At 70.8% G+C, this 23405-nt stretch carries 20 protein-coding genes; 11 read left to right on the top strand and 9 right to left on the bottom strand.

What is annotated here, in order from left to right; genetic code table 11:
• Window positions 1–2 precede the first annotated feature (2 nt).
• On the bottom strand, window positions 3–1460 hold the full coding sequence (locus ABXJ56_RS10790) for an NAD(P)H-quinone dehydrogenase (RefSeq protein WP_353999667.1): 1458 nt from the start codon (window positions 1458–1460) through the stop codon (window positions 3–5).
• 79 nt (window positions 1461–1539) lie between these two features.
• On the opposite strand from ABXJ56_RS10790, the gene ABXJ56_RS10785 reads away from it, so the two are divergent.
• The 4 genes from ABXJ56_RS10785 to ABXJ56_RS10770 are packed head-to-tail and all read left to right on the top strand — an operon-like array spanning window position 1540 to window position 6109.
• Entirely contained in the window at window positions 1540–2373 is an 834-nt protein-coding gene (locus ABXJ56_RS10785; protein ID WP_353999666.1) for a purine-nucleoside phosphorylase, read from the top strand.
• Window positions 2370–4127, top strand: a complete 1758-nt coding sequence (locus tag ABXJ56_RS10780; protein WP_353999665.1) for a phospho-sugar mutase — start codon at window positions 2370–2372, stop codon at window positions 4125–4127. Before ABXJ56_RS10785 ends, ABXJ56_RS10780 begins: the two co-directional genes overlap by 4 nt.
• 19 nt (window positions 4128–4146) lie before the next feature.
• Window positions 4147–5496: an MFS transporter gene (locus tag ABXJ56_RS10775; RefSeq protein ID WP_353999664.1), complete on the top strand. Its 1350-nt coding sequence runs from the start codon at window positions 4147–4149 to the stop codon at window positions 5494–5496.
• Window positions 5497–5527: 31 nt separating this feature from the next.
• Window positions 5528–6109, top strand: coding sequence for a GNAT family N-acetyltransferase (locus ABXJ56_RS10770; RefSeq protein ID WP_353999663.1), 582 nt, complete (start codon window positions 5528–5530; stop codon window positions 6107–6109).
• Between the two features lie 121 nt (window positions 6110–6230).
• Here the strand turns inward: ABXJ56_RS10770 and ABXJ56_RS10765 are convergent, their stop codons facing one another.
• The gene (locus ABXJ56_RS10765; protein ID WP_353999662.1) at window positions 6231–8186 is read right to left on the bottom strand and encodes a BglG family transcription antiterminator; all 1956 of its coding nucleotides are present in this window, start codon (window positions 8184–8186) and stop codon (window positions 6231–6233) included.
• Between the two features lie 138 nt (window positions 8187–8324).
• Between ABXJ56_RS10765 and ABXJ56_RS10760 the strand changes: the two genes are divergently transcribed.
• The 7 genes from ABXJ56_RS10760 to ABXJ56_RS10730 all read left to right on the top strand — a co-directional run bounded on the left by ABXJ56_RS10760 (window position 8325) and on the right by ABXJ56_RS10730 (window position 14768).
• A complete protein-coding gene (locus ABXJ56_RS10760) occupies window positions 8325–8630 on the top strand; it encodes a PTS sugar transporter subunit IIB (RefSeq protein WP_353999661.1) in 306 nt (101 codons plus the stop codon).
• Between the two features lie 57 nt (window positions 8631–8687).
• The gene (locus ABXJ56_RS10755; RefSeq protein WP_353999660.1) at window positions 8688–8966 is read left to right on the top strand and encodes an HPr family phosphocarrier protein; all 279 of its coding nucleotides are present in this window, start codon (window positions 8688–8690) and stop codon (window positions 8964–8966) included.
• Entirely contained in the window at window positions 8966–10645 is a 1680-nt protein-coding gene (gene ptsP / locus ABXJ56_RS10750; RefSeq protein ID WP_354000006.1) for a phosphoenolpyruvate--protein phosphotransferase, read from the top strand. The genes ABXJ56_RS10755 and ptsP overlap by 1 nt, the downstream gene beginning before the upstream one ends.
• Window positions 10642–12204 (top strand): PTS mannitol transporter subunit IICB, encoded by a 1563-nt coding sequence (locus ABXJ56_RS10745; RefSeq protein ID WP_353999659.1) that lies wholly within the window; start codon window positions 10642–10644, stop codon window positions 12202–12204. The genes ptsP and ABXJ56_RS10745 overlap by 4 nt, the downstream gene beginning before the upstream one ends.
• A gap of 141 nt (window positions 12205–12345) precedes the next feature.
• Window positions 12346–12786: a PTS sugar transporter subunit IIA gene (locus ABXJ56_RS10740; protein ID WP_353999658.1), complete on the top strand. Its 441-nt coding sequence runs from the start codon at window positions 12346–12348 to the stop codon at window positions 12784–12786.
• Window positions 12783–13949: a mannitol-1-phosphate 5-dehydrogenase gene (locus ABXJ56_RS10735; RefSeq protein WP_353999657.1), complete on the top strand. Its 1167-nt coding sequence runs from the start codon at window positions 12783–12785 to the stop codon at window positions 13947–13949. The genes ABXJ56_RS10740 and ABXJ56_RS10735 overlap by 4 nt, the downstream gene beginning before the upstream one ends.
• A gap of 9 nt (window positions 13950–13958) precedes the next feature.
• The gene (locus ABXJ56_RS10730; RefSeq protein ID WP_353999656.1) at window positions 13959–14768 is read left to right on the top strand and encodes an alpha/beta hydrolase; all 810 of its coding nucleotides are present in this window, start codon (window positions 13959–13961) and stop codon (window positions 14766–14768) included.
• Window positions 14769–15049: 281 nt separating this feature from the next.
• Here ABXJ56_RS10730 and ABXJ56_RS10725 read toward each other — a convergent pair whose 3' ends face one another.
• From ABXJ56_RS10725 to ABXJ56_RS10695, 7 genes are all read right to left on the bottom strand, one after another.
• Entirely contained in the window at window positions 15050–16009 is a 960-nt protein-coding gene (locus ABXJ56_RS10725; protein WP_353999655.1) for a DUF559 domain-containing protein, read from the bottom strand.
• Window positions 16010–16373: 364 nt separating this feature from the next.
• Complete coding sequence (locus ABXJ56_RS10720) at window positions 16374–17489, bottom strand: adenosine deaminase (RefSeq protein ID WP_353999654.1); 1116 nt, start codon at window positions 17487–17489, stop codon at window positions 16374–16376.
• A 41-nt stretch (window positions 17490–17530) separates the two neighbouring features.
• Window positions 17531–18820: a thymidine phosphorylase gene (locus tag ABXJ56_RS10715; RefSeq protein WP_353999653.1), complete on the bottom strand. Its 1290-nt coding sequence runs from the start codon at window positions 18818–18820 to the stop codon at window positions 17531–17533.
• The gene (locus tag ABXJ56_RS10710; protein ID WP_353999652.1) at window positions 18817–19218 is read right to left on the bottom strand and encodes a cytidine deaminase; all 402 of its coding nucleotides are present in this window, start codon (window positions 19216–19218) and stop codon (window positions 18817–18819) included. The genes ABXJ56_RS10715 and ABXJ56_RS10710 overlap by 4 nt, the downstream gene beginning before the upstream one ends.
• A gap of 2 nt (window positions 19219–19220) precedes the next feature.
• Window positions 19221–20507, bottom strand: a complete 1287-nt coding sequence (locus ABXJ56_RS10705) for an ABC transporter permease (protein WP_353999651.1) — start codon at window positions 20505–20507, stop codon at window positions 19221–19223.
• Complete coding sequence (locus tag ABXJ56_RS10700; protein WP_353999650.1) at window positions 20504–21835, bottom strand: ABC transporter permease; 1332 nt, start codon at window positions 21833–21835, stop codon at window positions 20504–20506. The genes ABXJ56_RS10705 and ABXJ56_RS10700 overlap by 4 nt, the downstream gene beginning before the upstream one ends.
• Window positions 21832–23346: an ABC transporter ATP-binding protein gene (locus ABXJ56_RS10695; RefSeq protein ID WP_353999649.1), complete on the bottom strand. Its 1515-nt coding sequence runs from the start codon at window positions 23344–23346 to the stop codon at window positions 21832–21834. The genes ABXJ56_RS10700 and ABXJ56_RS10695 overlap by 4 nt, the downstream gene beginning before the upstream one ends.
• Between the last annotated feature and the right edge of the window lie 59 nt (window positions 23347–23405).

Here is a 23405-nt window from a genome sequence, read left to right as displayed (position 1 = left end):
GGTCACTCCCCGTAGACGGTGTGGTCGACCACGTGCATGGCCCGCGCCGCATCGGTGATGCTCCCCGAGAGCGACGGGTAGACGGCGAACACCCGCGAGACCTGGTCGACGGTGAGGCGCCTCTCGACGGCGATCGCGATCGGATAGATCAGCTCGGATGCCCGGGGCCCGACGATGACGCCGCCGATGACGGTGCCCGACCCCTGACGCGCGATGAGCTTGACGAACCCGTCCTTGATGCTCATCATCTTCGCGCGCGCATTGGCGGCGAGCGGCATCTTGTGGACGACCCCGTCGATGGTGCCGGCGTCGATGTCCCTCTCCTGCCAGCCCACCGTCGCGATCTCCGGCGCGGTGAAGATGTTCGACGCGATACGGCGGCGATCCAGCGGGATGACGACGTCGCCGAGCGCGTGGAAGATCGCGGTGCGGCCCTGCATGGAGGCGACCGAGGCGAGAGGGATGAAGGTGGTGCAGTCACCGGCGGCGTAGATGTTCGGTACCGAGGTGCGGGCTGCGCGGTTGACCTGGATGTGGCCCGAGTCGGTCATCTGGACGCCCGCGGCCTCCAGCCCGATGCCGGCGGTGTTGGGGATCGACCCGACCGCCATGAGGCAGTGACTGCCCTCGACCGTGCGCCCGTCCGAGAGGGTGACCACGACCCCGTCGCCCTGGCGCTGGACGTTCTCGGCGCGGGACTTCGACAGGACCGTCATGCCCCCGCGCGTGAACACGCGCTCGAGCACTGCGGCGGCATCGGCGTCCTCACCCGGGAGGACCTGGTCGCGGCTGGAGATCAGCGTCACCTTCGAGCCGAGGTTCATGTACGCGCCCGCGAACTCCGCCCCCGTCACGCCCGACCCCACGACGATGAGGTGCTCGGGGAGCGCCTTCATGTCGTACAGCTGCGTCCAGGTGAGGATGCGCTCGCCGTCCGGCGGCGCGCTCGGCAGCTCCCGCGGGGAGGCGCCGACCGACACCACGAGGGTGTCGGCCTCCACGCGGTCGAAGTCGGTGCCGCCGGGGCCGGTCGACACCACGACGGCGTTGTCGCCCTCGAGACGGCCGTGCCCGGAGATGAGGCGGACGCCGGCCTCGGCGAGCGAGGCGCGCATGTCGTCGGACTGCTGACGTGCCAGCGCGAGCAGGCGCCGGTTCACGGCGGCGAGGTTGATGGCGATCTGCGGCTTCAGCGGCCGACCCTCGTCGCCGCGCGCATACAGCTGGACCCCCAGGTCGCTGGCGCCCGCGATCGCGACGGCGGCGTCGGCCGTCGCGATCAGCGACTTCGACGGCACGACGTCGGTGATCACCGCGGACCCTCCGATACCGGCCCGCTCGACGACCGTCACCTCGGCCCCGAGCTGGGCGGCGGCGAGCGCCGCCTCGTAGCCTCCGGGTCCGCCACCGAGGATGGCGACCCGCTGAGTGCGCTCGAAGCTCACAGACATGTCCTCCATTCTGTCTCCTCCGGGGCGGGCCCCACGACTCGAGGGTCCATGTGGCCCGGCGCCCCGCCGGGAATCTAAGGTGGGGTCCATGTCACAGACCTTCGCCCACCCCCTCGACGACCCCGCCGCCGACCCCTTCGAGGTCGCCCGCGTCGCCGCCGGGGACATCGCTCGCCTCACCGGGGTCGAGCAGCACGACATCGCCCTCACCCTCGGCAGCGGCTGGGGCAAGGCAGCGGAGCTCATCGGCGAGACCACCGCCTCCTTACCCGCCACCGAGGTCACCGGCTTCAGCGCCCCCGCGCTCGCCGGTCACGCCGGCACGATCCGCAGCATCCTGACCCCGCAGGGCCGGCGCGTGCTCGTCATCGGCGCGCGCACCCACTTCTACGAGGGCCACGGCGTGCGTCGCGTCGTGCACAGCGTGCGGACGGCCGCCGCGACCGGTGTGAAGACGATGGTCCTGACCAACGGAGCGGGCGGCATCAAGGCCGGCTGGAAGGCCGGACAGCCCGTCCTCATCAGCGATCACATCAACCTCACGGCCGCCTCTCCCCTGGAGGGCGCGACCTTCATCGACCTCACGGACCTGTACTCCGCGCGGCTGCGCGACGTCGCCCGGACGGTCGATCCGACCCTCGACGAGGGCGTCTACTGCCAGTTCCGCGGACCCCACTACGAGACCCCCGCCGAGGTGCGGATGGCCCGCGCGATCGGCGGCGACATCGTCGGCATGTCCACGGCGCTCGAGGCGATCGCGGCGCGCCAGGCGGGCATGGAAATCCTCGGCTTCTCGCTCATCACGAACCTCGCCGCCGGCATCCAGACCACTCCGCTGAGCCACCAGGAGGTCATCGACGCCGGTCGCGAGGCCGAGCCGGTGATCTCTTCGCTGCTGGCCCGCGTCATCGAGGCGCTGTGAGCATCGCAGAAGGCGCTGTCGAAGGCGCCGTCGCCGCAGCGCGCGCCTGGCTCGCGCAGGACCCCGACCCCGAGACCCGCGCCGAGCTCGAGGGTCTCCTCGCCGCGACAGACGAGGGCGACGCGGATGCCGCGGCCGACCTCGCCGATCGCTTCGGCGCACGCCTCGCCTTCGGGACGGCGGGCCTGCGCGGAGAGCTCGGCGCCGGCCCCAATCGCATGAACCGGGTGCTCGTCGCCCAGGCCGCAGCCGGCTTCGCCGCCTTCCTCCGCGAGCGGGCGGGACTCGGTGAGTACGATGCGCCCGGAACCGACGCCGATGCGCCCGAGGGCGGGAGCGAGACCGCACACGTCCCCACGGTCGTCGTCGGCTACGACGGACGCCGCAACTCCCGCGTCTTCGCCGAGGACTCCGCGCAGATCTTCGCCGGCGCGGGCCTGCGCGCGATCCTCCTTCCGCGCCTGCTTCCCACCCCGGTGCTCGCGTTCGCCGTCCGTCACCTCGGCGCGGATGCCGGAGTCATGGTCACCGCGAGCCACAACCCGCCGAACGACAACGGGTACAAGGTCTACCTCGGCGGCGCCGACGAGGGCGCGCAGATCGTCGCCCCGGTGGACGCCGAGATCGCCGCCCACATCGACCGCGTCGCCGCCGAGGGTGATGCGGCGGCCATCCCGCGCTCCCTCGCCTTCGAGACGGCGCCCGAGTCGGTCGTCGAGGCGTACGTCGCCGCGACCGCCGCGGTGGCCCCCGCATCTGCCGGCGCCGAGGGGCTCCGGTGGGTGTACACCGCCATGCACGGCGTCGGATGGGAGACGGTGCAGCGCATCGTCGACCGCGCCGGATATCCGGCCCCGATCACCGTCGACGCCCAGCGTGATCCCGACGGCGCCTTCCCGACGGTCGCCTTCCCCAACCCGGAGGAGCCCGGCGCGATGGACCTCGCCTTCGCCACGGCACGCGAGCACGGCGCCGACCTCGTCATCGCCAACGATCCGGACGCCGACCGCCTGGCCGTCGCGGTTCCGGACGAGGCCGCGGAGGGCGGCTGGCGCCGGCTGACCGGCAACCAGATCGGCCTGCTGCTCGGCTGGCGGGCGGCGCGCCTCGCGGCGGAGTCGGGCGTCGCCGACGGCACCCTCGCGTGCTCGCTGGTGTCGTCCCCCGGCCTGCAGACGGTCGCCGAGCACTTCGGCCTGCGGTCGGCGGCGACGTTGACCGGGTTCAAGTGGATCTCCCGCGCGCCCGGCATCGTCTTCGGATTCGAGGAGGCCCTCGGATACCTCGTGAACCCCGAGACGGTACGCGACAAGGACGGCATCTCCGCCGCCGTGGCCTTCCTCGGAATGGTGTCGGACGCCCGGACAGAGGGCCGCGGCATCCGGGACCTGTTGAACGAGTTCGACGAGACGTTCGGCTTCTTCGCGAGCGACCAGATCTCGGTGCGCGTGGACGACCTCTCCGTGATCGGACGCGTCATGACCGCCCTCCGCGCCGATCCGCCCGCGCGGATCGGCGAGGTCGAGGTCTCCCGCGTCGACGACCTGCTCACGGGCGTCGACGACCTGCCCCCCGGCGATGTGCTGCGGTACTGGCTCGCGGACGGCTCGCGCGTCATCGTGCGTCCGAGCGGGACCGAGCCGAAACTCAAGGTGTACCTCGACGTCCGCGGCGACTCGGCCGACGACGCGGCGGCGCGCATCCATGCGGTCACCGGTGCGATGCGCACGCTCGTCGACGCGCTCTCCGCCTGAGGTGCACGAGAGGGGTGACGTGAACGAGGAGGAGAGACCGGACACGACGGACGACGCCCGCGACGAGGCGGGCGGTCCGGCCGAACCCGTCCCGAGCGACGATCCGCCGCACTGGCTGCGCAAGGTCGTCCTCTTCCTCAGCGGGCAGACGGTGAGTCTCCTCGGGTCGATGCTCGTGCAGTACGCCGTGTTCTGGTACCTCACCATCACCTACCAGTCCGGCGTGATCATGGCCCTGGCGGCGGTGTTCGGCTTCCTCCCGCAGGCGATCGTGTCGATCTTCGGCGGGGTGTGGGCCGACCGGCACAACCGCAAGCTCCTCATCATGGCCGCGGATGCCTCGATCGCCCTGGCGACCTTGGTTCTGGCGGTGATCCTCCTCAGCGGCTACGACGCGGTGTGGATCATCTTCGCCGCGCTCGCCGTGCGCTCGGCGGGTACCGGCATCCAGATGCCCGCCGTGTCGGCCTTGATCCCGCAGATCACCCCGACCCGCCACCTCCTGCGCGTGAACGGCGTCAACGGATCGATCCAGTCGGCGATGGCGCTCCTCGCCCCCGCGGGTGCCGGCGCGATCTTCGCGTGGTCATCGGCGGTGAACGGCGGGAGCGCGGCATCCCTCATCCCGATCTTCCTGATCGACGTGGTCACCGCGGTGATCGGGATCGCGATCCTCGCCACCATCGCCGTCCCCACGATCCGGCGGGTGCGCACCGAGACCCCCGGGTACTTCGCCGACCTGGTCGACGGCATCCGCTACATCGCGCACCACGCTTTCGTGCGCTGGCTGCTCGTCGTCTTCGCCATCATCTTCCTGCTCACCGTCGCGCCCTCGAACCTCACCCCGCTGATGCTCGTGCGCTCCTTCCCCGCCGGCACCGAGCAGGATGTCGTGAACCTGGCGATCCTCGAGGTGAGCTTCAGCGTCGGCATGGTGCTCGGCGGCATCCTCGTGGCGAGCTTCTTCGCCCGCCGCAGCCGCATCGGGATGATCATCGTCTCGTCGCTGAGCTTCGGCGCGCTCTCCATCGGTCTCGGGCTCTCGGCGAACATCTGGGTCTTCTTCGCCTTCATGTTCCTCGTCGGCCTCGCCGTGCCGTTCTTCTCCACCCCGTCGATGACGCTCCTGCAGGAGACCGTGGAACCCGAGCGTCAGGGACGCGTCTTCGGATTCGTCGGGATCGTGATGGCCGTGGCGATGCCCATCGGGATGACGGTGTTCGGCCCGCTCGCCGACGTCATCGCGATCGAGATGCTGCTGGTGGCCGCGGGCCTGCTGACCTTCACGGTGATCGGCGCGGCGGTGTGGCCCCCGGCCGGGCGACGCGCGGTGGCGGCGGCGCGCACCGCGACGACATCCGCCCGCTGACCTTCCCGAAGCGACCCTCTACGGTGGAAGGGTGCTGCTGAGAGAGCCCGTCACCCTCGCCGACGACCACGTCCGCCTCGAACCGCTCTCCCTCGACCACGGGCCCGACCTCGCCGAGGCTGCGCGGGGTCTGGAGCACGCCTGGTACACGCAGGTGCCGCATCCGCACGAGGTGGAGGACGACATCCGTCGGCGTCTCGCGTGGCGCGACGAGGGCGCGATGAACCCCTGGGCCGTGCGGCGGCTCGCGACGGGACGCGTCGTCGGGGTGACGACGTTCTGCAACATCGACCAGCCGAATCGGCACGTCGAGATCGGGCACACCTGGATCGGCGTCTCCGCGCAGCGGACCTCGGTGAACACCGCCGCGAAGCTGCTCCTGCTCGCGCACGCGTTCGAGGACTGCGACGCGATCGCGGTGGAGTTCCGCACCCACTGGCACAACCGTCAGTCGCGCGAGGCGATCGCGCGCTTGGGAGCCAAGCAGGACGGCGTCCTGCGCAACCACCGACTCGGGCCGGACGGGACTCTCCGCGACACCGTCGTCTTCTCGATCCTCCCGCACGAGTGGCCGGCCGTGCAGAAGGGCCTCCGCGCCCGCCTCGCCCGCTGACCGCGTCGCGGGCTCGTTCGTTCGGGTTGGTCGTTCGTGTGGCAGTCATCGCCCCCTCCCGGCGGGTGAGACGGCCGCACCTGCCACCCGAACGACCGGAGCGCACACCCCAGCGGGAGCGCTACCCGTCGATGACGGCGACGAGCTCGTCGAGGAAGCCGCTGAAGTCGACCGCGCGTCGGACGATGCGCTGGACGCTGTCGCGCTCGGAGAAGACCTCGACGAACTGCTCGAAGACCGTCTGGAACGCTTCGCGGTCGGTCTCCGAGAAGGCCACGAGCGCCACGACCTGCACGCGCCCATCGCCCCACGGGATCGACGGGTCGGCGATGCCGATCGCGATCGCAGTGCGCGTCGCCGTCATCCCGATCGCGTGCGGCACCGCGAGCGCATCGGTGAACGCCGTCGACGACAGCTCCTCGCGTTGGATCGTGCGCTCGACGTAGTCCTCGTCGATGACCCCCTGCTCGACGAGCGTCGCCCCCAGCCGCCGGATGACGGATGCCGCGTTCCCGGCGTCCTCGGACGCGTCGGCGAAGCCGCGCACGAACGCGTCGGGCGAGAAGTACCGCTCGAGCTCGGTGCGCAGGCGCGCGAGGCGCCGGGCGCGGCGGACGCGGCCGGCCGCGGTCTGCACACGCTCGACATCGGCATCCGTCAGGAAGGGCTGGATGCGCACGAACCGGTCCCCCGGCGTCGGCGGATCGATCGTGGTCAGGACGAGGTCGCTGTCGATCGCCGCCCAGTCGGGGTCGACCCGCGTCTCCACGCCGACGACCTCGATCGCCTGCCCGAGGGAGCGGTCCACGCTCGAGCGCAGGAGCTCGTGCAGCTCGTAGTAGCCGGGGCACACGATCGTCGCCGTGAGCAGCTGGTCGGCGCGGCGGCTGCGCTCGAGCCGACCGCCCACGTGCATGGCGATGTAGGCGATCTCGTCGTCCATCAGCGGGATGCCGAGCTGCTCGTGCAGGCCGTTGGCGATGAAGACCGCGACGTCGAAGATCATCGGGTAGGTCGCCTTGAGCGAGCGCGTGAGGGGGTTCCGCGACCACGCCTGTTCGCGCGCCCGCAGGCGCAGGTTCTGCACGTGCAGGGCGAGGCGGAGGATGAAGTCCTCATGGGCGATGTCGACGAGGAACTCCGCCGCCGCCTGCTGCACCACCGAGCGGACCGCGTGCTCAACCTCGGGCTCCACCCGGTCGCGGGCGCCCTCGCGGGCGGTGTCGAGGTCCGACCCGCTGCCGGGCGCACCGGGTGCGACGATGCGCGTGAGGACGAGGGTGGCCAGGTGCTGCTGATCCCCCGCGCCGAGCCGGACGCCGAGATGCCGCTCGGCGAGCTCGGCGAGGATCCGCTCGACCTCCGCGTGGGAGTCTCCGGATGCCGCTCCGGTGCCCTCGAGGGCCCGCCCCTGGGCCACGCGGTCGGCGGCGATCGCGATGTGCATGACGACATCGGCCATGCCGAGCTCGTTGACGAACCACCCGCGCTCGCCGAGGCGCGAGACCAGCTCGGTCTTGAAGGGGCCGAAGGCGTTCTGACCCACGGACTCCTCGCCGAGGGTCCGCCGCAGCGCCTGCAGGTCGAACGAGCCGGCATCCATCTCGTCGTGGGCCAGTCGGCTCAGCAGCCGCCGCTGCGCCGCCTCGGTACCGCGCAGTCGGGCCGTCGAGGCGGAGCGCTCCAGCGTGAGCTCCGTGCCGCCGAGGAGGCCGCGGACGCGCGCGAGGTCGGCGTCGAGGGTCGCGGAGCTGACGTGGAGGGCGTCCGCGGTCTCGAACACGTCGATGCCGTCGGGGGTGTCCAGGAGGGCGCGCACGAGCCGGTGCAGGCGATCGCGCGGGGTGCCGCTCTCTGTGCCGGAGCGTGCCGCGGCACCGGCATCCGGTCCTGCCCGGTAGCCGTGCGGGCCGGACTCGACGGCGACGCCGGGGGCGACGCGCGCGTTCACCGCGGTGACGTACGAGCGGATGCTGCGCGGAGTGACCCCGAGCGCGTCGGCGAGGGTCGCGGCGGTGGACCAGTCGCCGTCGCGGACGAGGAGGCTGAGCAACCGGTCCTGTCGCGCCCGTGTCACCGACTCACCCCCGCCCTCGTCTCGCGTCGATGCGTGCCAGTCAACCACGTCGGACACGCGCTTTCCGCCCCCGCGGAAGAAGGACTGGTTGTCCCGCTCCCAGCGTTCTCACAAGATGGGATCGAAGGAGGCGGGTCGATGAGGATCCTGATCGTCTGCGGTGCGGGTGCGTCCAGCACCTTCGTCGCGCAGCGCGTGCGACGCGCGGCGGACGAGCAGGGGCTGGCATGGTCCGCCTTCGCCGGCACCGAGCAGTCGTTCCCGATCGACGTCGATGCCGCCGATGTCGTCCTCCTCGGACCGCACCTCGCCCCCGCGCTGGCGCGTTTCGAGCGGGATACGGCCGAGCGGAACATCCCGGTGGTCCTGCTGCCGGAAGACATCTTCACCGACCGGGACGGCGCGCGGACCCTCGCGCTCGTCCAGGCCGCCGCCTCGCCCTGAACACCCGCTCCACCCGCCACACCGCCAGACCCGCCGTACCGACAGAGAGGTCACCCCATGCCCCCGATCACCCGAACCGTGCGCATCGGTTCGTCGCATGGGCTGCACGCCCGCCCCGCGAAGCTCTTCGCGCAGGCGGCCAAGGACGCCGGCATCCCCGTCACGATCGCGAAGGATGCCGGATCCCCCGTGAACGCGGCCAGCATCCTCGGCGTGATCGCGCTCGGCATCGAGCACGGCGACTACGTCACCCTCACGGCCGAGGGCGACGCCGCCGAGAAGACCATCGACGCGCTCAGCGAACTGCTGTCCACCGACCACGACGCGGAGGCATGATGACGGAGATCAGAGGAGTCGGAATCGGACTCGGAGTCGCCCAGGGGCCCGTGGCCCGGATGGCGGAGCCGCTGCCCGCTCCCCCGGACGAGCCGAGCGCGCTCACCCCCGACGAGGAGACCGCGCGGGTGACGGATGCCGTCGCCGCCGTCGCCCGCGAGCTGGAGGAGCGCGGCGCGCAGGCCGGCGGTGCCGCGCGCGACGTGCTCGAGGCGCAGGCCATGATGGCCGAGGACCCGACCCTCGCCGACGAGGTCGGCACCCGCATCCGCGCGGGGAAGACAGGCGAGTTCGCCGTCCACGACGCCTTCGCGTCCTTCCGGGAGCAGCTCACCGCCCTCGGCGGCTACCTCGGCGAGCGCGCCGCCGACCTCGACGACGTGGCGCAGCGGGTGATCGCGCGGCTGCGCGGCGTCGCCGCTCCCGGCGTGCCCGACCCCGGGCATCCGTTCGTCCTGGTCGCCAAGGATCTCGCCCCCGCCGACACCGCACTGCTCGACCTCGACAAGGTCCTCGCGCTCGTCACCACCGAGGGCGGCCCGACCTCCCACACCGCGATCCTCGCGCGGGAGAAGTCGATCGTCGCGATCGTCGGCGCGGGTGCGGCGAAGGACCTCGTCGACGGCGAGACGGTCATCGTCGACGCCGCCAAGGGAGTCGTGACCACGAACCCCACCGACGAGGAGCGGGCCCAGGCGCAGCACCGGGCCGATGCCCGCGCGTCCGCGGCATCCGCTCCGATCACCGACGGCGCCCTCGCCGACGGGACCGCGGTGCCGCTGCTGGCGAACCTCGGGAACCCCGCCGCCGCGGCCGAGGCCGTCGCCCTCGGAGCCGAAGGCGTGGGCCTGTTCCGCACCGAGTTCCTCTTCCTCTCGTCCGCGCAGGCCCCGACCGTTGAGCAGCAGCGCGACGCGTACACGCAGCTGCTGCAGGCCTTCCCCGGCAAGAAGGTGGTCGTCCGGGTGCTCGATGCCGGCGCCGACAAGCCGCTCCCCTTCCTCAACGACGCGCACGAGGAGAACCCGGCGCTCGGCCTCCGGGGCCTGCGCGCCCTCCGCGCGAGCGAGGACATCCTCCGCGAGCAGCTGACGGCTCTCGCCGAGGCGGACGCGGCGACGGATGCCGACCTCTGGGTGATGGCGCCGATGGTGTCCACGGTCGAGGAGACGGAGTACTTCACCGCCGTCGCACGCGAGTACGGCGTCAAGACCGCAGGCGTCATGGTGGAGGTGCCCTCCTCGGCGCTCCTGGCCGACCACATCCTCGCGTCGGCCGACTTCGCCTCCATCGGCACGAACGACCTCACGCAGTACACCCTCGCCGCCGACCGCCTCCTCGGCTCGGTGGCGTCTTTCCAGGACCCGTGGCACCCCGCCGTCCTCCGCCTGATCCGAGAGGTCGGGCGTGCGGGAGCGGAGCGCGGCAAGCCCGTCGGCATCTGCGGCGAGGCCGCCGCCGACCCGCTGCTCGCGGTGGTCCTGGTCGGTCTCGGCGCGACGTCCCTGTCGATGGCCCCCACTGCTCTCGCCGATGTTCGGGCGACCCTGCTCGAGCACACCCTCGACGATGCCCGAGTCATCGCCGACGCCACCCTCGCCGCGACGGACGCGGCGACCGCACGAGCCGCGGCGATGACCGCCGCGGCGAGGACCCACCAGAAGGAGACACAGCAATGACAACGGCGTCCGCACCCTCGAAGGGCGGATCCAAGGCGCAGGTGCACGTCCAGCGCTTCGGAACGTTCCTCTCCGGCATGATCATGCCGAACATCCCCGCGCTGATCGCGTGGGGCATCTTCACTGCGTTCTTCATCGACGTGGGATGGACACCCAACGCCGATCTCGCCACGATCGTCGGTCCGTTCATCCACTACCTGCTGCCGATCCTCATCGCCTACACGGGCGGGACGATGGTCTACGGCATCCGTGGCGGCGTGGTCGGCTCGATCGCGACGATGGGCGCCATCGCGGGATCCGACCTCATCGTGGCGAACATCAACGCCGCTCTCCCCGAGGGCGCATCGCAGCTCGGCCAGGTCCACATGTTCATCGGTGCGATGATCCTGGGTCCGCTCGGCGCGTGGACGATGAAGAAGATCGACTCGATCTGGGAGGGGAAGATCAAGGCGGGCTTCGAGATGCTCGTCAACATGTTCTCCGCCGGCATCTGGGGCTTCGTCATGGCCGTCGTCGGGTTCTACCCGGTGGCGTGGCTGGTCAACGGCATCATGCAGGCGTTGAGCACCGCGGTGAACTGGCTGGTGGAGATGAACCTCCTGCCCTTGACCAGCATCCTCATCGAACCGGCGAAGGTGTTCTTCCTGAACAACGCCATCAACCACGGTGTGCTGACCCCGCTCGGCGTCACGCAGGCCGCCGAGACCGGTTCGTCGATCCTGTTCCTCCTCGAGGCCAACCCCGGCCCCGGTGTCGGACTGCTCCTGGCGTTCACCATCTTCGGTCTGGGCGCCGCCCGCGCCTCGGCTCCCGGTGCCGCCGTGATCCAGTTCTTCGGCGGCATCCACGAGGTGTACTTCCCGTACGCCCTGATGAAGCCCGTCCTGATCGTCGCGCTGATCGCCGGCGGCATGACCGGTGTCACCACCAACATGCTCCTCGGCGGCGCGTTGCGCGCCCCCGCGGCACCGGGCAGCATCATCGCGGTGCTGCTGCAGACGGCGCAGGGCGCGTACTTCGCGGTGATCCTCTCTGTGATCCTCTCGGCCGCGGTGACCTTCGTCATCTCCGCCGTGATCCTCAGGGCCTCCCGCAAGCGCGACCTCGAGTCGATGGCAGCCACCGACGACGCGTTCGGTGCGGCGATCACTCAGACCGAGGCGGCCAAGGGCAAGTCCTCCGACCACCTCGGCGGGCTCCGCGGGGGCGCGGCGACCGGCGCGGGCGGTGCGGCGGGAGCGGCGGCCACGGCCACCGAGCGCGAGGTGAAGAACATCGTGTTCGCCTGCGACGCCGGAATGGGATCCTCGGCGATGGGCGCGAGCGTCCTCCGCAACAAGTTCAAGAAGGCAGGCGTGGAGGACGTCACGGTCGTCAACAAGGCGATCGCGAACCTCGACTCCTCCGCCGACCTGGTGATCACTCAGAACCAGCTCACGGACCGAGCCCGGCAGCAGACGCCGGACGCGATCCACATCTCGGTGGACAACTTCATGAACTCCCCGAAGTACGACGAGGTCGTAGACCTCGTCCGTGCACAGCACGAGGATGGGGTGTAGGCATCCCCGCTGCCGCGGGGTCGGGCCGGCGTGATGCCCCCGGCCCCGCGGCTTTTCCGGACACCGGATGCCGCGGCATCCGTTCGGGAGAGCACCCGACACGCAGGAATCGAGCATCCGCTCGCGAAGAAAGGCGACGACATGGCACGTGACGTTCTCGGCACCGGACAGGTGCGCATCCACTCCGGCAGCGCGACCCGCGAGGAGGCGATGCGCGAAGCCGCCGGCATCCTCGAGTCGGTCGGCGCCGTCACCGGCGCCTACTTCGACGCCATGCAGCAGCGGGAGGAGACGGTCTCGACCTACATGGGCAACGAGCTCGCCATCCCGCACGGCACGAACGAGACGAAGGACGCCATCCTCGAATCGGCCCTGTCGGTCGTGCGCTACGACGGCGGCGTCGACTGGGGCGGAGAGCACGTCAGTTTCGTCGTCGGGATCGCCGGCAAGGGCGACGAGCACCTGGAGATCCTCTCCCAGATCGCCATCCTCTTCTCCGAGGAGGACGAGGTCGCCAAACTCAAGGCGGCGCAGACCCCCGAGGAGCTCTTCGAGCTGGTGTCGGCGGCGGGCGTCGGATGAAGGCCGTCCACTTCGGCGCCGGCAACATCGGTCGCGGCTTCGTCGGCCTCCTCCTCCACGAGGGCGGCTATGAGGTCGTCTTCTCCGACGTCGCAGCCCCGCTCGTCGATGCGATCAACGCCGTCGACAGCTACACCGTGCACGAGGCGGGTCCCGGAGGTGTCGACACCGTCGTCACCGGGTTCCGGGCGATCAACTCGGCGGAGAACGCCGAGGCCCTCATCGACGAGATCGCCGGCGCGAACGTGGTCACCACCGCCGTCGGCCCGACCGTGCTGCGCTTCGTCGCGCCTCACATCGTCGCGGGGCTCGCGCTGCGCGACCCGTCGTCGCCGCCCTTGCAGATCATGGCGTGCGAGAACGCCATCAATGCCACCGACCTCCTCCGAGAGGAGATGACGGTCGCTGCCGGCGGCGCGTGGGACGCACTCGAGGGCCGCGCGGTGTTCGCGAACACCGCCGTGGACCGCATCGTCCCCGCGCAGCCCGAGGGCGGCGGAGTGGACGTCACCGTCGAGCCGTTCTTCGAGTGGGCCATCGAGCGCGGCCCCTTCGGTGAGGAGCCGCCGGTCATCCCCCGCGCGCACTTCGTCGATGACCTCGCCCCCTACATCGAGCGGAAGCTCTTCACCGTCAACACCGGTCACGCCACCGCCGCCTACTTCGGCGCCGCGGCCGGGTCCGACACGATCGCGGCGGCGCTGGCCGACGACGCCGTCGCCGCACGCGTGGATGCCGCACTTCGCGAGACGTCGGCACTGCTCGTGGCCAAGCACGGACTCGACGCGGAAGATCTCGCGGACTACCGGGCGACCATCATCGATCGTTTCCGCAACGACGTGCTCCCGGACACCGTCTGGCGCGTCGGGCGGCAGCCGCTGCGGAAGCTCTCCCGCCACGAGCGCTTCATCGGTCCGGCAGCGCAGGCGATGGACCGCGGGCTCGGCGTGGAGGGGCTCCTCGACGCGATCTCCGCCGCGCTGGCCTTCGACGACGCCGAGGACGCCCAGTCGGTCGACCTCCAGCGGATGCTGCGCACCCAGGACGCGGCATCCGTCACCGCGAAGGTGACCGGGCTGGAGGCCGACCATCCGCTGTTCGGACGCGTCGAAGACGTCGTCGCCGCTCGCCAGCGCGAGCTCGGGACGAACGCCGACGCGTAGCCTGGAGGGGTGAGCGCCGCGCCCGAAGAGACCCCCGATGCCGCGTCGACGAATCGGGCTGACGCGTCGACGCGGAAGAAGCCGCGTCGACGCGGGTGGCGCGCGCTCTGGTGGGTGCTGGGCGCGCTCGGAGCGCTGATCGTCGCCGCCGTCGTCGCCTTCCTCATCTGGGCGAACGTCGGGGTGATGGGCGCCGAGCCGGCGGCTCTCTCCGCGGTCGAGTCGAACCCCGCCGTCACCCTCACCGATGAGGGCGAGGCGTGGGTGCTCGCGCCCGCGGCAGGCGGATCTGACACCGGTCTGGTGTTCATCCCCGGTGCGAAGGTCGAGGCCGACGCGTACGCGGCGACGCTCGTCGGGGCGGTGTCGGAGGGTGCGACCGTCGTCATCACCAAACCGACGCTGAACCTCGCGTTCTTCGACTTCCGGCCGTTGTCGGACTTCACCGCGCTGGCACCGGAGGTGACGACCTGGGCGGTCGGCGGACACTCCCTCGGCGGGGTGCGGGCGTGCCAGCTGGCCGAGGACGCCGACGCCCTGGTGCTCTTCGCGAGCTATTGCGCGAACGACCTGTCGGGGTCGGACCTGCCCGTCCTGAGCATCGCGGGGAGCGAGGACGGACTCTCCACACCCGAGAAGATCGCGGAGTCGGCATCCCTCCTCCCGGCCGACACGGAGTTCGTCGAGATCGCGGGCGGCAACCACGCCGGATTCGGCGCCTACGGCCCGCAGTCGGGCGACAACCCCGCGACGATCTCGGACGAGCAGATCCGCGCCGAGATCACCGCCGCGCTCGCCCCGTTCCTCCTCACCCTGTAGCAGCGCCCCACGAGTTTTCGCCCGCGGCGACCCCGGCGCCCGGTGACGTCGAACGGCCGCGGGACGGCCGGACGGCCGGGGGCGGGACGGCCGGAGGGTCCGGCCGTACCGGACGGCGACAGGACGTGTCGGACGGGTCCGGCCGTACCGAACTCCTCTGATCCGACACGGAAACGCCGGATTCGGCCCTCTCCCGCCCTCTGCCGCGCAGGTCTGAGGAGTTGCACCGGCGCCTCCGGTCTCGACGCAGGATGGCCGTGCGAGCGGCCGGCGAAGCGGACTCAGGCCGCCGCCGCCGCCGTGCGGCGTACCGAATTCCTCCGATCCGACACGGAAACGCCGGATCCGGCACTCCCCCGGTCTCTGGCGCGCAGATCTGAGGATTTGAGTGCACCCCGGCGCCCGGTCCGGCCGGTCGCGAGGATGTCCCGGAGCTGCGCGAAGACGTCGTCGGCGTGAAAGAGGACGTCTTCCGCCAATGGACGGATCGTGGTGTAGCCGAGCGCTGCGGCCGCGAGGTCGCGGCGCCGGTCTCGACGCTGCTGATCCCATCCGGAATGGTGCGCCTCGCTGTCGCACTCGATGATCAGCCACCCGTCCACGACGAAGTCGACGCGGCCGACGCCCCGGATCTCGACCTGCACGTCGACCGTGCACCCCAGCATCCGCAACATGAGGCGCACGAGGGTCTCCGGGCCCGACTCGCACCTGCCGTCGAGGAGGCCGCGGATCGCGCGGAACGACGCCGGGAGCCGAGCGAACACCGCGCTGAGCCCCTCGTCGTCGATGAGCCCGAGGTGCAGCGCGCTGTCGAGCGTCGCGATCGCCGATCGCGTCGGCTGACAGCGGCACGCCTGGACCAGCGCCTCGACGATCGGAGCGCACAGGTCGCTGTCGGCCGCTTCCGTGGCGCGCCAATGCCGGCGGCTCGCCGGGCCCGGCTCGGGCAGACGGCTCGCGCCGGGGGTGATCTGGACGTGCGTCCCGGCGCCGTGGTGGACGAAGACCCCGAGGAACGCGAGGAGGGAGACGCAGTCGAGGCGGCCACCGAGCCGCGCGGCATCCGCCATCGCCGGTGGCGTGTCGAAGACCACGTACTGCCCGCGGCGCACCCGCAGGAGAGCGCCGACCGCGACGAGGTGCGCAAGGGACCGCTGGCTGACGCCTTCAGCACGGAGTTCCGCCGTCGTCCACCGACGCGGCGCGGATCGGGGAGGAGAGTCGGGCACTCGGATGCGCATGGCGTCACTCTGGCCTGGCGCGCGCATGCGGTGGCCTGCAGTCGGGCGATGTGTGGAGAGTCTGCCGAACGCTCGTCCTGGGGAGGAGCCGCGGCGGGCCGTACCGAACTCCTCAGATCCGCGCGCCGACGGGACGAGAGCCGTCCGGGCGCGCCGAACCGCGCCGAATCGGAGGAGTTCCACCGACGGCGGGGAATGGACCGCTCCCGAGACCGACCTGCAGGCGCCGCGCGGCAGTCTGTACCCAACTCCTCAGGCTCCGGCCGAACCGGGACGGAAACAGCCCGCGCGCGCCGAACCGGGCCGGATCGGAGGAGTTAGGCGCGCCGGACGGGACGCCGGCCGAAGGCCGGCCGATCCCCGCTCAGGACTCGAAGCCCTCGGCGATCAGCTCGATGAGCTCCTCGCGCTCCTCGACGGCGAGGAAGGCACCGGCCGCGGCGTTGAGCTGGAAGGCCTCGAGGTCGTCCAGGCCGTAGTCGAACGTCGCGGCGAGGAGAGCCAGCTCGCGCGTGAGCGAAGTGCGGCTCATCGTGCGGTTGTCGACGTTGACCGTGACGGCGAAGCCGAGCTGGTAGAGGAAGTCGAAGGGGTGGTCCTCCATCGTCGTGCCCCAGCGCTCGATCGCGCCGGTCTGCAGGTTCGACGACGGCGACAGCTCGAGCGGGATCTCGCGGTCGCGGACCCAGCGGGCGAGGTCCCCGAACTGCACGAGCACCTCTTCGCCCTCCCGCGAGATGACCTCGAGGTCTTCGGCGAGACGGACGCCGTGGCCGAGGCGCAGCGCGCGCCCGTCGATCAGCGCGGAGCGGATCGAGTCGAGCCCCGCCGCTTCACCGGCGTGCACCGTGACCGGGAAGAACTGCTCGGCCAGGTACTCGAACGCCGCACGGTGCTTCGACGGCGGGAACCCGTCCTCGGGCCCGGCGATGTCGAAGCCGACCGCCCCCCGGCCGCGCCAGTCCACGGCGAGCTTGGCGATCTCGAGCGACCGGTCGGTGTGCCGCATGGCGGTGATGAGCTGTCCCACGCGGATGTCGTGGCCGCGGCTGTCGGCGAGATCCTCGCCCTCCTCGATGCCCTCCTGCACGGCGTCGACGACCTCTTCCAGCGAGAGCCCGCCGGCGAGGTGCTGCTCCGGGGCCCAGCGGACTTCGCCGTAGATCACGCCGTCGGCGGCGAGGTCCTCGACGAACTCCCGCGCGACCCGCGTGAGGCCCTCGCGCGTCTGCATGACAGCGGTGGTGAGGTCGAACGTCTTCAGGTACTCCACGAGCGAGCCCGAGTCGCTCTTCTCGGCGAACCAGTCGCCGAGCGCGTCGGCGTCGTCCTCGGGGACGTCGACGCCGGCGGCGTCGGCGAGCTCGATGATCGTCGCCGGGCGGAGCGCGCCGTCGAGGTGATCGTGGAGCGAGATCTTCGGCAGTCCGCGAACGGAGAGCCCCTCGATGACGGTGTCGCCGTGCTGGTCGATCGACATGGTGTGTCTCCTGGAGGTGGGGGATGCGGGATGCGGGCGGGTCAGGCCGTGATGCGTTCGAGGACGAGCGGGGCGGCCGGGGGCTCCTGCCCGCCGATCTCCCACGCACCCTCGAGCGCGCCGAGTGCCCGCTCGAAACGGGAATCATCGTGGCCGAGCAAGGTGAACAGCGGCTGACCGGCGGTCACCGTGTCGCCCGGCTTGACGTGCAGGTCGATGCCGGCGGCGTGCAGCACCGGATCCTCGGCGCGGGCACGACCGGCCCCGAGACGCCAGGCGGCGATGCCGAAGGGCAGGGCGTCGAGGCGCGACAGGATGCCGGCGGTCGGCGCCGTGATCGTGTGCGTCTCGCGAGGCGTGGGGAGCGCGGCATCCGGATCGCCGTCCTGGGCGCGGATCATCGCGCGCCAGACATCCATGGCGCGCCCGTCCTTCAGCGCGGCCTCGACATCGGCATCCGGTTGTCCGGCGAGGGCGAGCATCTCCCGCGCGAGCGCGACGGTGAGCTCGACGACGTCGGCGGGGCCGCCGCCGGCGAGCACCTCGACGGACTCGCGGACCTCGTTGGCGTTCCCGATCGTGAGGCCGAGGGGCGTGTTCATGTCCGTGAGGAGGGCGGTCGTCGACACCCCGGAGTCCTCGCCCAGCGCGACCATCGTCCGGGCGAGCTCACGGGCGCGGTCGACGTCCTGCATGAAGGCGCCGGAGCCGAACTTGACGTCCAGGACGAGGGCGTCGGTCCCCTCCGCGATCTTCTTCGACATGATGCTGGACGCGATGAGCGGGATCGCCTCCACGGTGCCGGTGACATCCCGCAGCGCGTACAGGCGCTTGTCGGCGGGCGCGAGTCCCGAGCCTGCGGCGCAGATGACCGCACCGGGATCGCCGAGCTGGGCCAGCATCTCGTCGTTCGACAGGGCCGCGCGCCATCCGGGAATCGACTCGAGCTTGTCGAGCGTGCCTCCGGTGTGACCGAGTCCCCGGCCCGACAGCTGCGGCACAGCCACGCCGAACGCGGCGACGAGAGGCGCGAGCGGCAGCGTGATCTTGTCGCCGACCCCGCCCGTCGAGTGCTTGTCGACGGTGGGCTTGCCGAGCGAGGCGAAGCTCATCCGCTCCCCGGACGCGATCATCGCGTCGGTGAGCACACGGATCTCGGACCGCTCCATGCCGTTGAGCAGCACCGCCATCGCGAAGGCGGCCATCTGCGAATCCGCCACGTAGCCGCGCGTGTACGCGTCGACCATCCACCGCAGCGCGTCGTCGGGGACCGTGCCCCCGTCGCGCTTGATGCGGATGACGTCGACGGCGTCGAAGGGCTCGACGCTCATCGGCCCGCCTCCTCGAGATCTCGGGGCCCGAACGCATCGGGCAGGACTTCATCGATGGTGCGGATGCCGGAGACGGTCTCGAGCAGCATCCCGGGCAGGGCGAATTCGTACAGCAGCTGCCGGCAGCGCCCGCAGGGCATGATCGTGTCGCCATGACCGTTCACGCACACGAATGCGACGAGCTGGCCTCCGCCGGACATCTGCAGTTCGCTGACGAGGCCGCATTCCGCGCAGAGTCCGACGCCGTAGGACGCGTTCTCGACGTTGCAGCCGGTCACGATCCGCCCGTCGGAGACGAGGGCGGCGGCCCCCACCTTGTAGCGGGAGTACGGAGCGTACGCGCGCTCCATGGCGTCGGTGGCGGCTGCACGCAGCTCGTCCCAGTGGATGTCGGTCACACTCACCCCTTGATGTACGGCTTGCCCGCGGCGGCGGGTCCCTTGATCTGACCCGCGAAGCCGGCGACCGCGAGGATCGTCACGACGTACGGCAGCATCAGCATGAACTCGCTGGGGATCGGGGTCCGCAGCACCGTGAGGAGGTTCTGGAGGTTCGTCACGAAGCCGAAGAGCAACGCGGCCAGGCTCGCGCGGATCGGGTCCCATCGACCGAAGATGACGGCGGCGAGGGCGATGAAGCCGAGGCCCGCGGTCATCTCCTTGCCGAACTGCGGCACCGAGACGAGCGTGAAGTACGCGCCGCCGATACCGGCGATCGCGCCGGCGAGCGAGACGTTCCAGAACCGGGTCGGGTTCACCCGGATGCCGACGGTGTCCGCCGCCTGCGGGTGCTCGCCCACGGCACGCAGGCGCAGACCCCAGCGGGTGCGGTACAGCCCCCACGAGACCACGGCGACCGCGATGAACATGAGATAGACGATGAAGGTCTGGTTGAACAGCACCGGCCCGAGGATCGGGATGTCGCCGAGGACGGGGATCTTGATCCGCTCGAAGATGACCGGACGGTTCAGCTCGGTCTCGTTCGGGACCAGCAGCGCGCCGTACAGGAATCCGGTGAGTCCCGTGACGAGCACATTCAGGACCACGCCGACGATGACCTGCTCGACGAGGTACTTGATCGCGAAGGCCGCCAGCACGAAAGCCACGAGCGTGCCGCCGATCATCGCCCCGATGAGCCCGATGAAGGGGTTCTGCGTGATGCTCGAGAGCAGAGCCGCGGAGAACGCACCGAGGAGGAACTGCCCCTCGATCGCGACGTTGACCACACCCGCGCGCTCGCCGATGACGCCGCCCAGGGCGCCGAAGACGAGAGGGACCGACAGCGAGACGGCGCCGACGAGGAGGCTGGAGACCGGCACGAGGCCGTCCGCCCCGGCCCACACGAGGAACGCGAACACCCCGAACGAGGCGAAGGCCACCGTCAGCCACAGGGGTGTGCGCTCGTAGTTCCAGGCCAGCCATGCCGAGTAGGCGGTGAGGAGGGCGAGCAGCACCACGATCACCCACGAGGTGAGCGCGGTGTTCAGCACCACATCGGGGAGGGCGATGGCCGAGGACGCGTCGCGCAGCCGGAACGTGCTCTCCCCCGTTCGCGGGACGAAGAGGAACAGCGCCGCGAGCAGCACCGTCACCACGCCCAGGACGATCGGGACCTTATAGCTGCGCACCTTCACCGTGGCGAGGTGGATCGTGCCGTCATCGGCCGTCGAGGCTGCGAGCGCGCTCATGCCGACACCGCCTTTCCGCGGGTGTCCTCGGGTCGACGCTTGGCGGCCTTAGCGCGCGCCTTGGCGGCCTTCTCGGCATCCGACTTGGGGAGGAAGAAGATGGTGCGCAGCAGCGGCGGCGCCGCGATGAAGAGGACGATCAGCGACTGCACGACCAGGACGATGTCGACCGGGATGCCCTGCGCCTGCATGGCGAAGGATCCCGACTTCAGGATGCCGAACAGGATGCCGGCGGCGAACGTGCCCCACGCCCGGCTGCGTCCGAGGAGCGCGACCGTGATCGCGTCGAAGCCGATCCCCGCGTCGATCGTGCCGGAGAAGCCGGTGGTGACCGATCCCTGGATCTGGTTCATCGCCGCCATGCCCGCCAGGCCCCCGGCGAAGAGCATCGCGTACACGTAGATGCGCTTGACGTTGATGCCCGCCGCGAGCGCCGCGTGCGGGTTCTCCCCGACCGCGCGGATGCGCAGGCCCAGGCTCGACCGCTCGAGGATCCACCACACCAGCACCGTGATCGCCACGACGATGAGGAAGCCCCAGTCCAGCGCGGGGAAGGCGGGACCCAGGAGATTCGGGAACTGAGCGGATGCCGGAGTGGGCGCGGTGATCGGCTGGTTGGTGCCTTCGCGCTGGAGGAGACCCGGGGTCCGGATCATCCACAGCAGCAGGTAGAAGGCGATGTAGTTCGTCATGATCGTGAGGATCACCTCGTGGGCACCCGTCACGGCCTTGATGAGCCCGACGAGGCCGCCCCACAGCGCACCGCCGACGATGCCGGCGAGCATGGCGGTGGGGAGGTGGATCCACATCGGCAGATCGAGGTTGAAGGTGAAGAACGCCGCGAAGATCGCACCCATGAGCATCTGACCGCGCGCACCGATGTTGAAAAGGCCGGCGCGGAACGCCAGTGCGACGCCGAGGCCGGCGGCGATGAGCGGCGCCGCGAAGCCGAGCGAATTCGTCAGCGGACGAATCTGCCCGACGAAGTCATCGGCGCGGGCGTTGAAGATCGAGCCGCGCACGAGCGCCTCGTACCCGCCGTAGACGGCGTTCCAGATCGCCGCGAGCGTGTCGCCCGGGCGGGCGAAGAAGTACGCGGAGGACTCCTGGACGTCCTCGTCGGTGAGGGCGATGAGGATGCCGCCGACGATCATCGCCAGCACGATCGCGAGGATCGTCGTCACAGCGCTTCCGCGCAGGATCTCCTTCATCAGGACGTTCGCGCGGGGCGGTTCGGGTGTCTCCTGCCCGGTGAGGGGCCCGCTCGCGCGGGGCAGCTGCTCGCCGGGGCGCGTGGCGTCCTCGGCTCCGGGGGTGGTGCCGCTCATGCCGCTGCCTCCGCTTCGCTCGCGCCGGCCATCATGAGCCCGAGCACGTCGCGCGGGGTGTCCCCCGGCACGATTCCGACGATCTGACCGCGGTACATCACGGCGATGCGGTCGGCGAGGGCGGTCACCTCGTCGAGCTCGGTGGAGACGACGATCACCGGGATGCCGGCGTCCCGCGTCTGCACGATGCGCTTGTGGATGAACTCGATCGAGCCGACATCGACACCGCGCGTGGGCTGCGCCGCGACGAACAGGCGGAGGTCGCGGCTCATCTCGCGAGCGATGACGACCTTCTGCTGGTTGCCGCCCGAGAGCGCCCCCGCCGGCGATTCCGGCCCCTGCGTGCGGATGTCGTATTCGGCGATGCGCTCGCGGGCGAAGGTGTCCACCGCCTGACGACGGATGGTGCCCGCCCGCACGAACTCGGGATCGCTGGACCGGTCGAGGATGAGGTTCTCGGCGACGGAGAAGTTCCCGACGAGCCCGTCCTCCTTTCGGTCCTCCGGGACGAACCCGACGCCGGCGTCGAGGATGCCGCGGACGCTCTTTCCGACGAGCTCCGTGCCGTCGAGCTCGATCGAGCCCTCGACGCGTGCCGCGAGGCCGACGATGGCCTCGACCAGCTCGGTCTGGCCGTTGCCCTGGACCCCCGCGACGGCGAGGATCTCGCCGGGCCGGACGTCGAAGGAGATGTCGTCGACGACGACCGCGCCGGAGGGGGTGAGCACCCGCAGGTCCTTCACGCGCAGGCCGCCGTCGCCGACGCGGGGGGCGTCCTTCTGCACGGTGAGCTCGACCGCGCGTCCGACCATGAGCGAGGCCAGCTCGGTGTTGCTGGCGGTGGGCGAAGCCTCGCCGACGACCTTGCCGAGACGGATGACGGTGATGGCGTCCGCGACCTCGCGGACCTCCCGGAGCTTGTGGGTGATGAAGACGATGGAGGTGCCCTCGTCACGCAGCTGACGCATGATCGCCATCAGCTCGTCCGTCTCCTGCGGCGTGAGCACGGCGGTGGGCTCATCGAAGACGAGGACCCGCGCGTCGCGGGAGAGGGCCTTGATGATCTCGACGCGCTGCTGCACGCCGACGGGCAGGTCGCCCACGAGCGCGTCGGGGTCGATCTGGAACCCGAAGCGGTCGGCGACCTCGCGCACGTGCCGTCGCGCGGCGGCGAGGTCGAGGACGCCGAGCCCCTTGGTGTCCTCGTGGCCGAGCATCACGTTCTCGGCGACGGTGAAGACCGGGATCAGCATGAAGTGCTGATGGACCATGCCGATGCCGGCGTTCATCGCGTCTCCCGGACCCCGGAAGTGCTGGACGACGTCGTCCAGCAGGATGTCGCCTTCGTCGGCTTGGTAGAGGCCGTAGAGCACGTTCATCAGCGTGCTCTTGCCGGCCCCGTTCTCACCGAGCAGGGCATGGATCTGACCCGGTTCGATGACGAGATCGATGTGGTCGTTGGCGACCAGGGAGCCGAATCTCTTCGTGATCCCCCGCAGCTCCAGCTTCATAAATGCACCCTACCTGTGGCCACTCCGCAACGCGGAGGGCGGAAAACAGTTCGTGGACA

It is taken from the genome of Microbacterium aurantiacum (assembly GCF_040532595.1).
Taxonomy (GTDB): Bacteria; Actinomycetota; Actinomycetes; order Actinomycetales; family Microbacteriaceae; genus Microbacterium; species Microbacterium chocolatum_B.
This window is presented reverse-complemented; position numbering and strand designations above follow the sequence as displayed.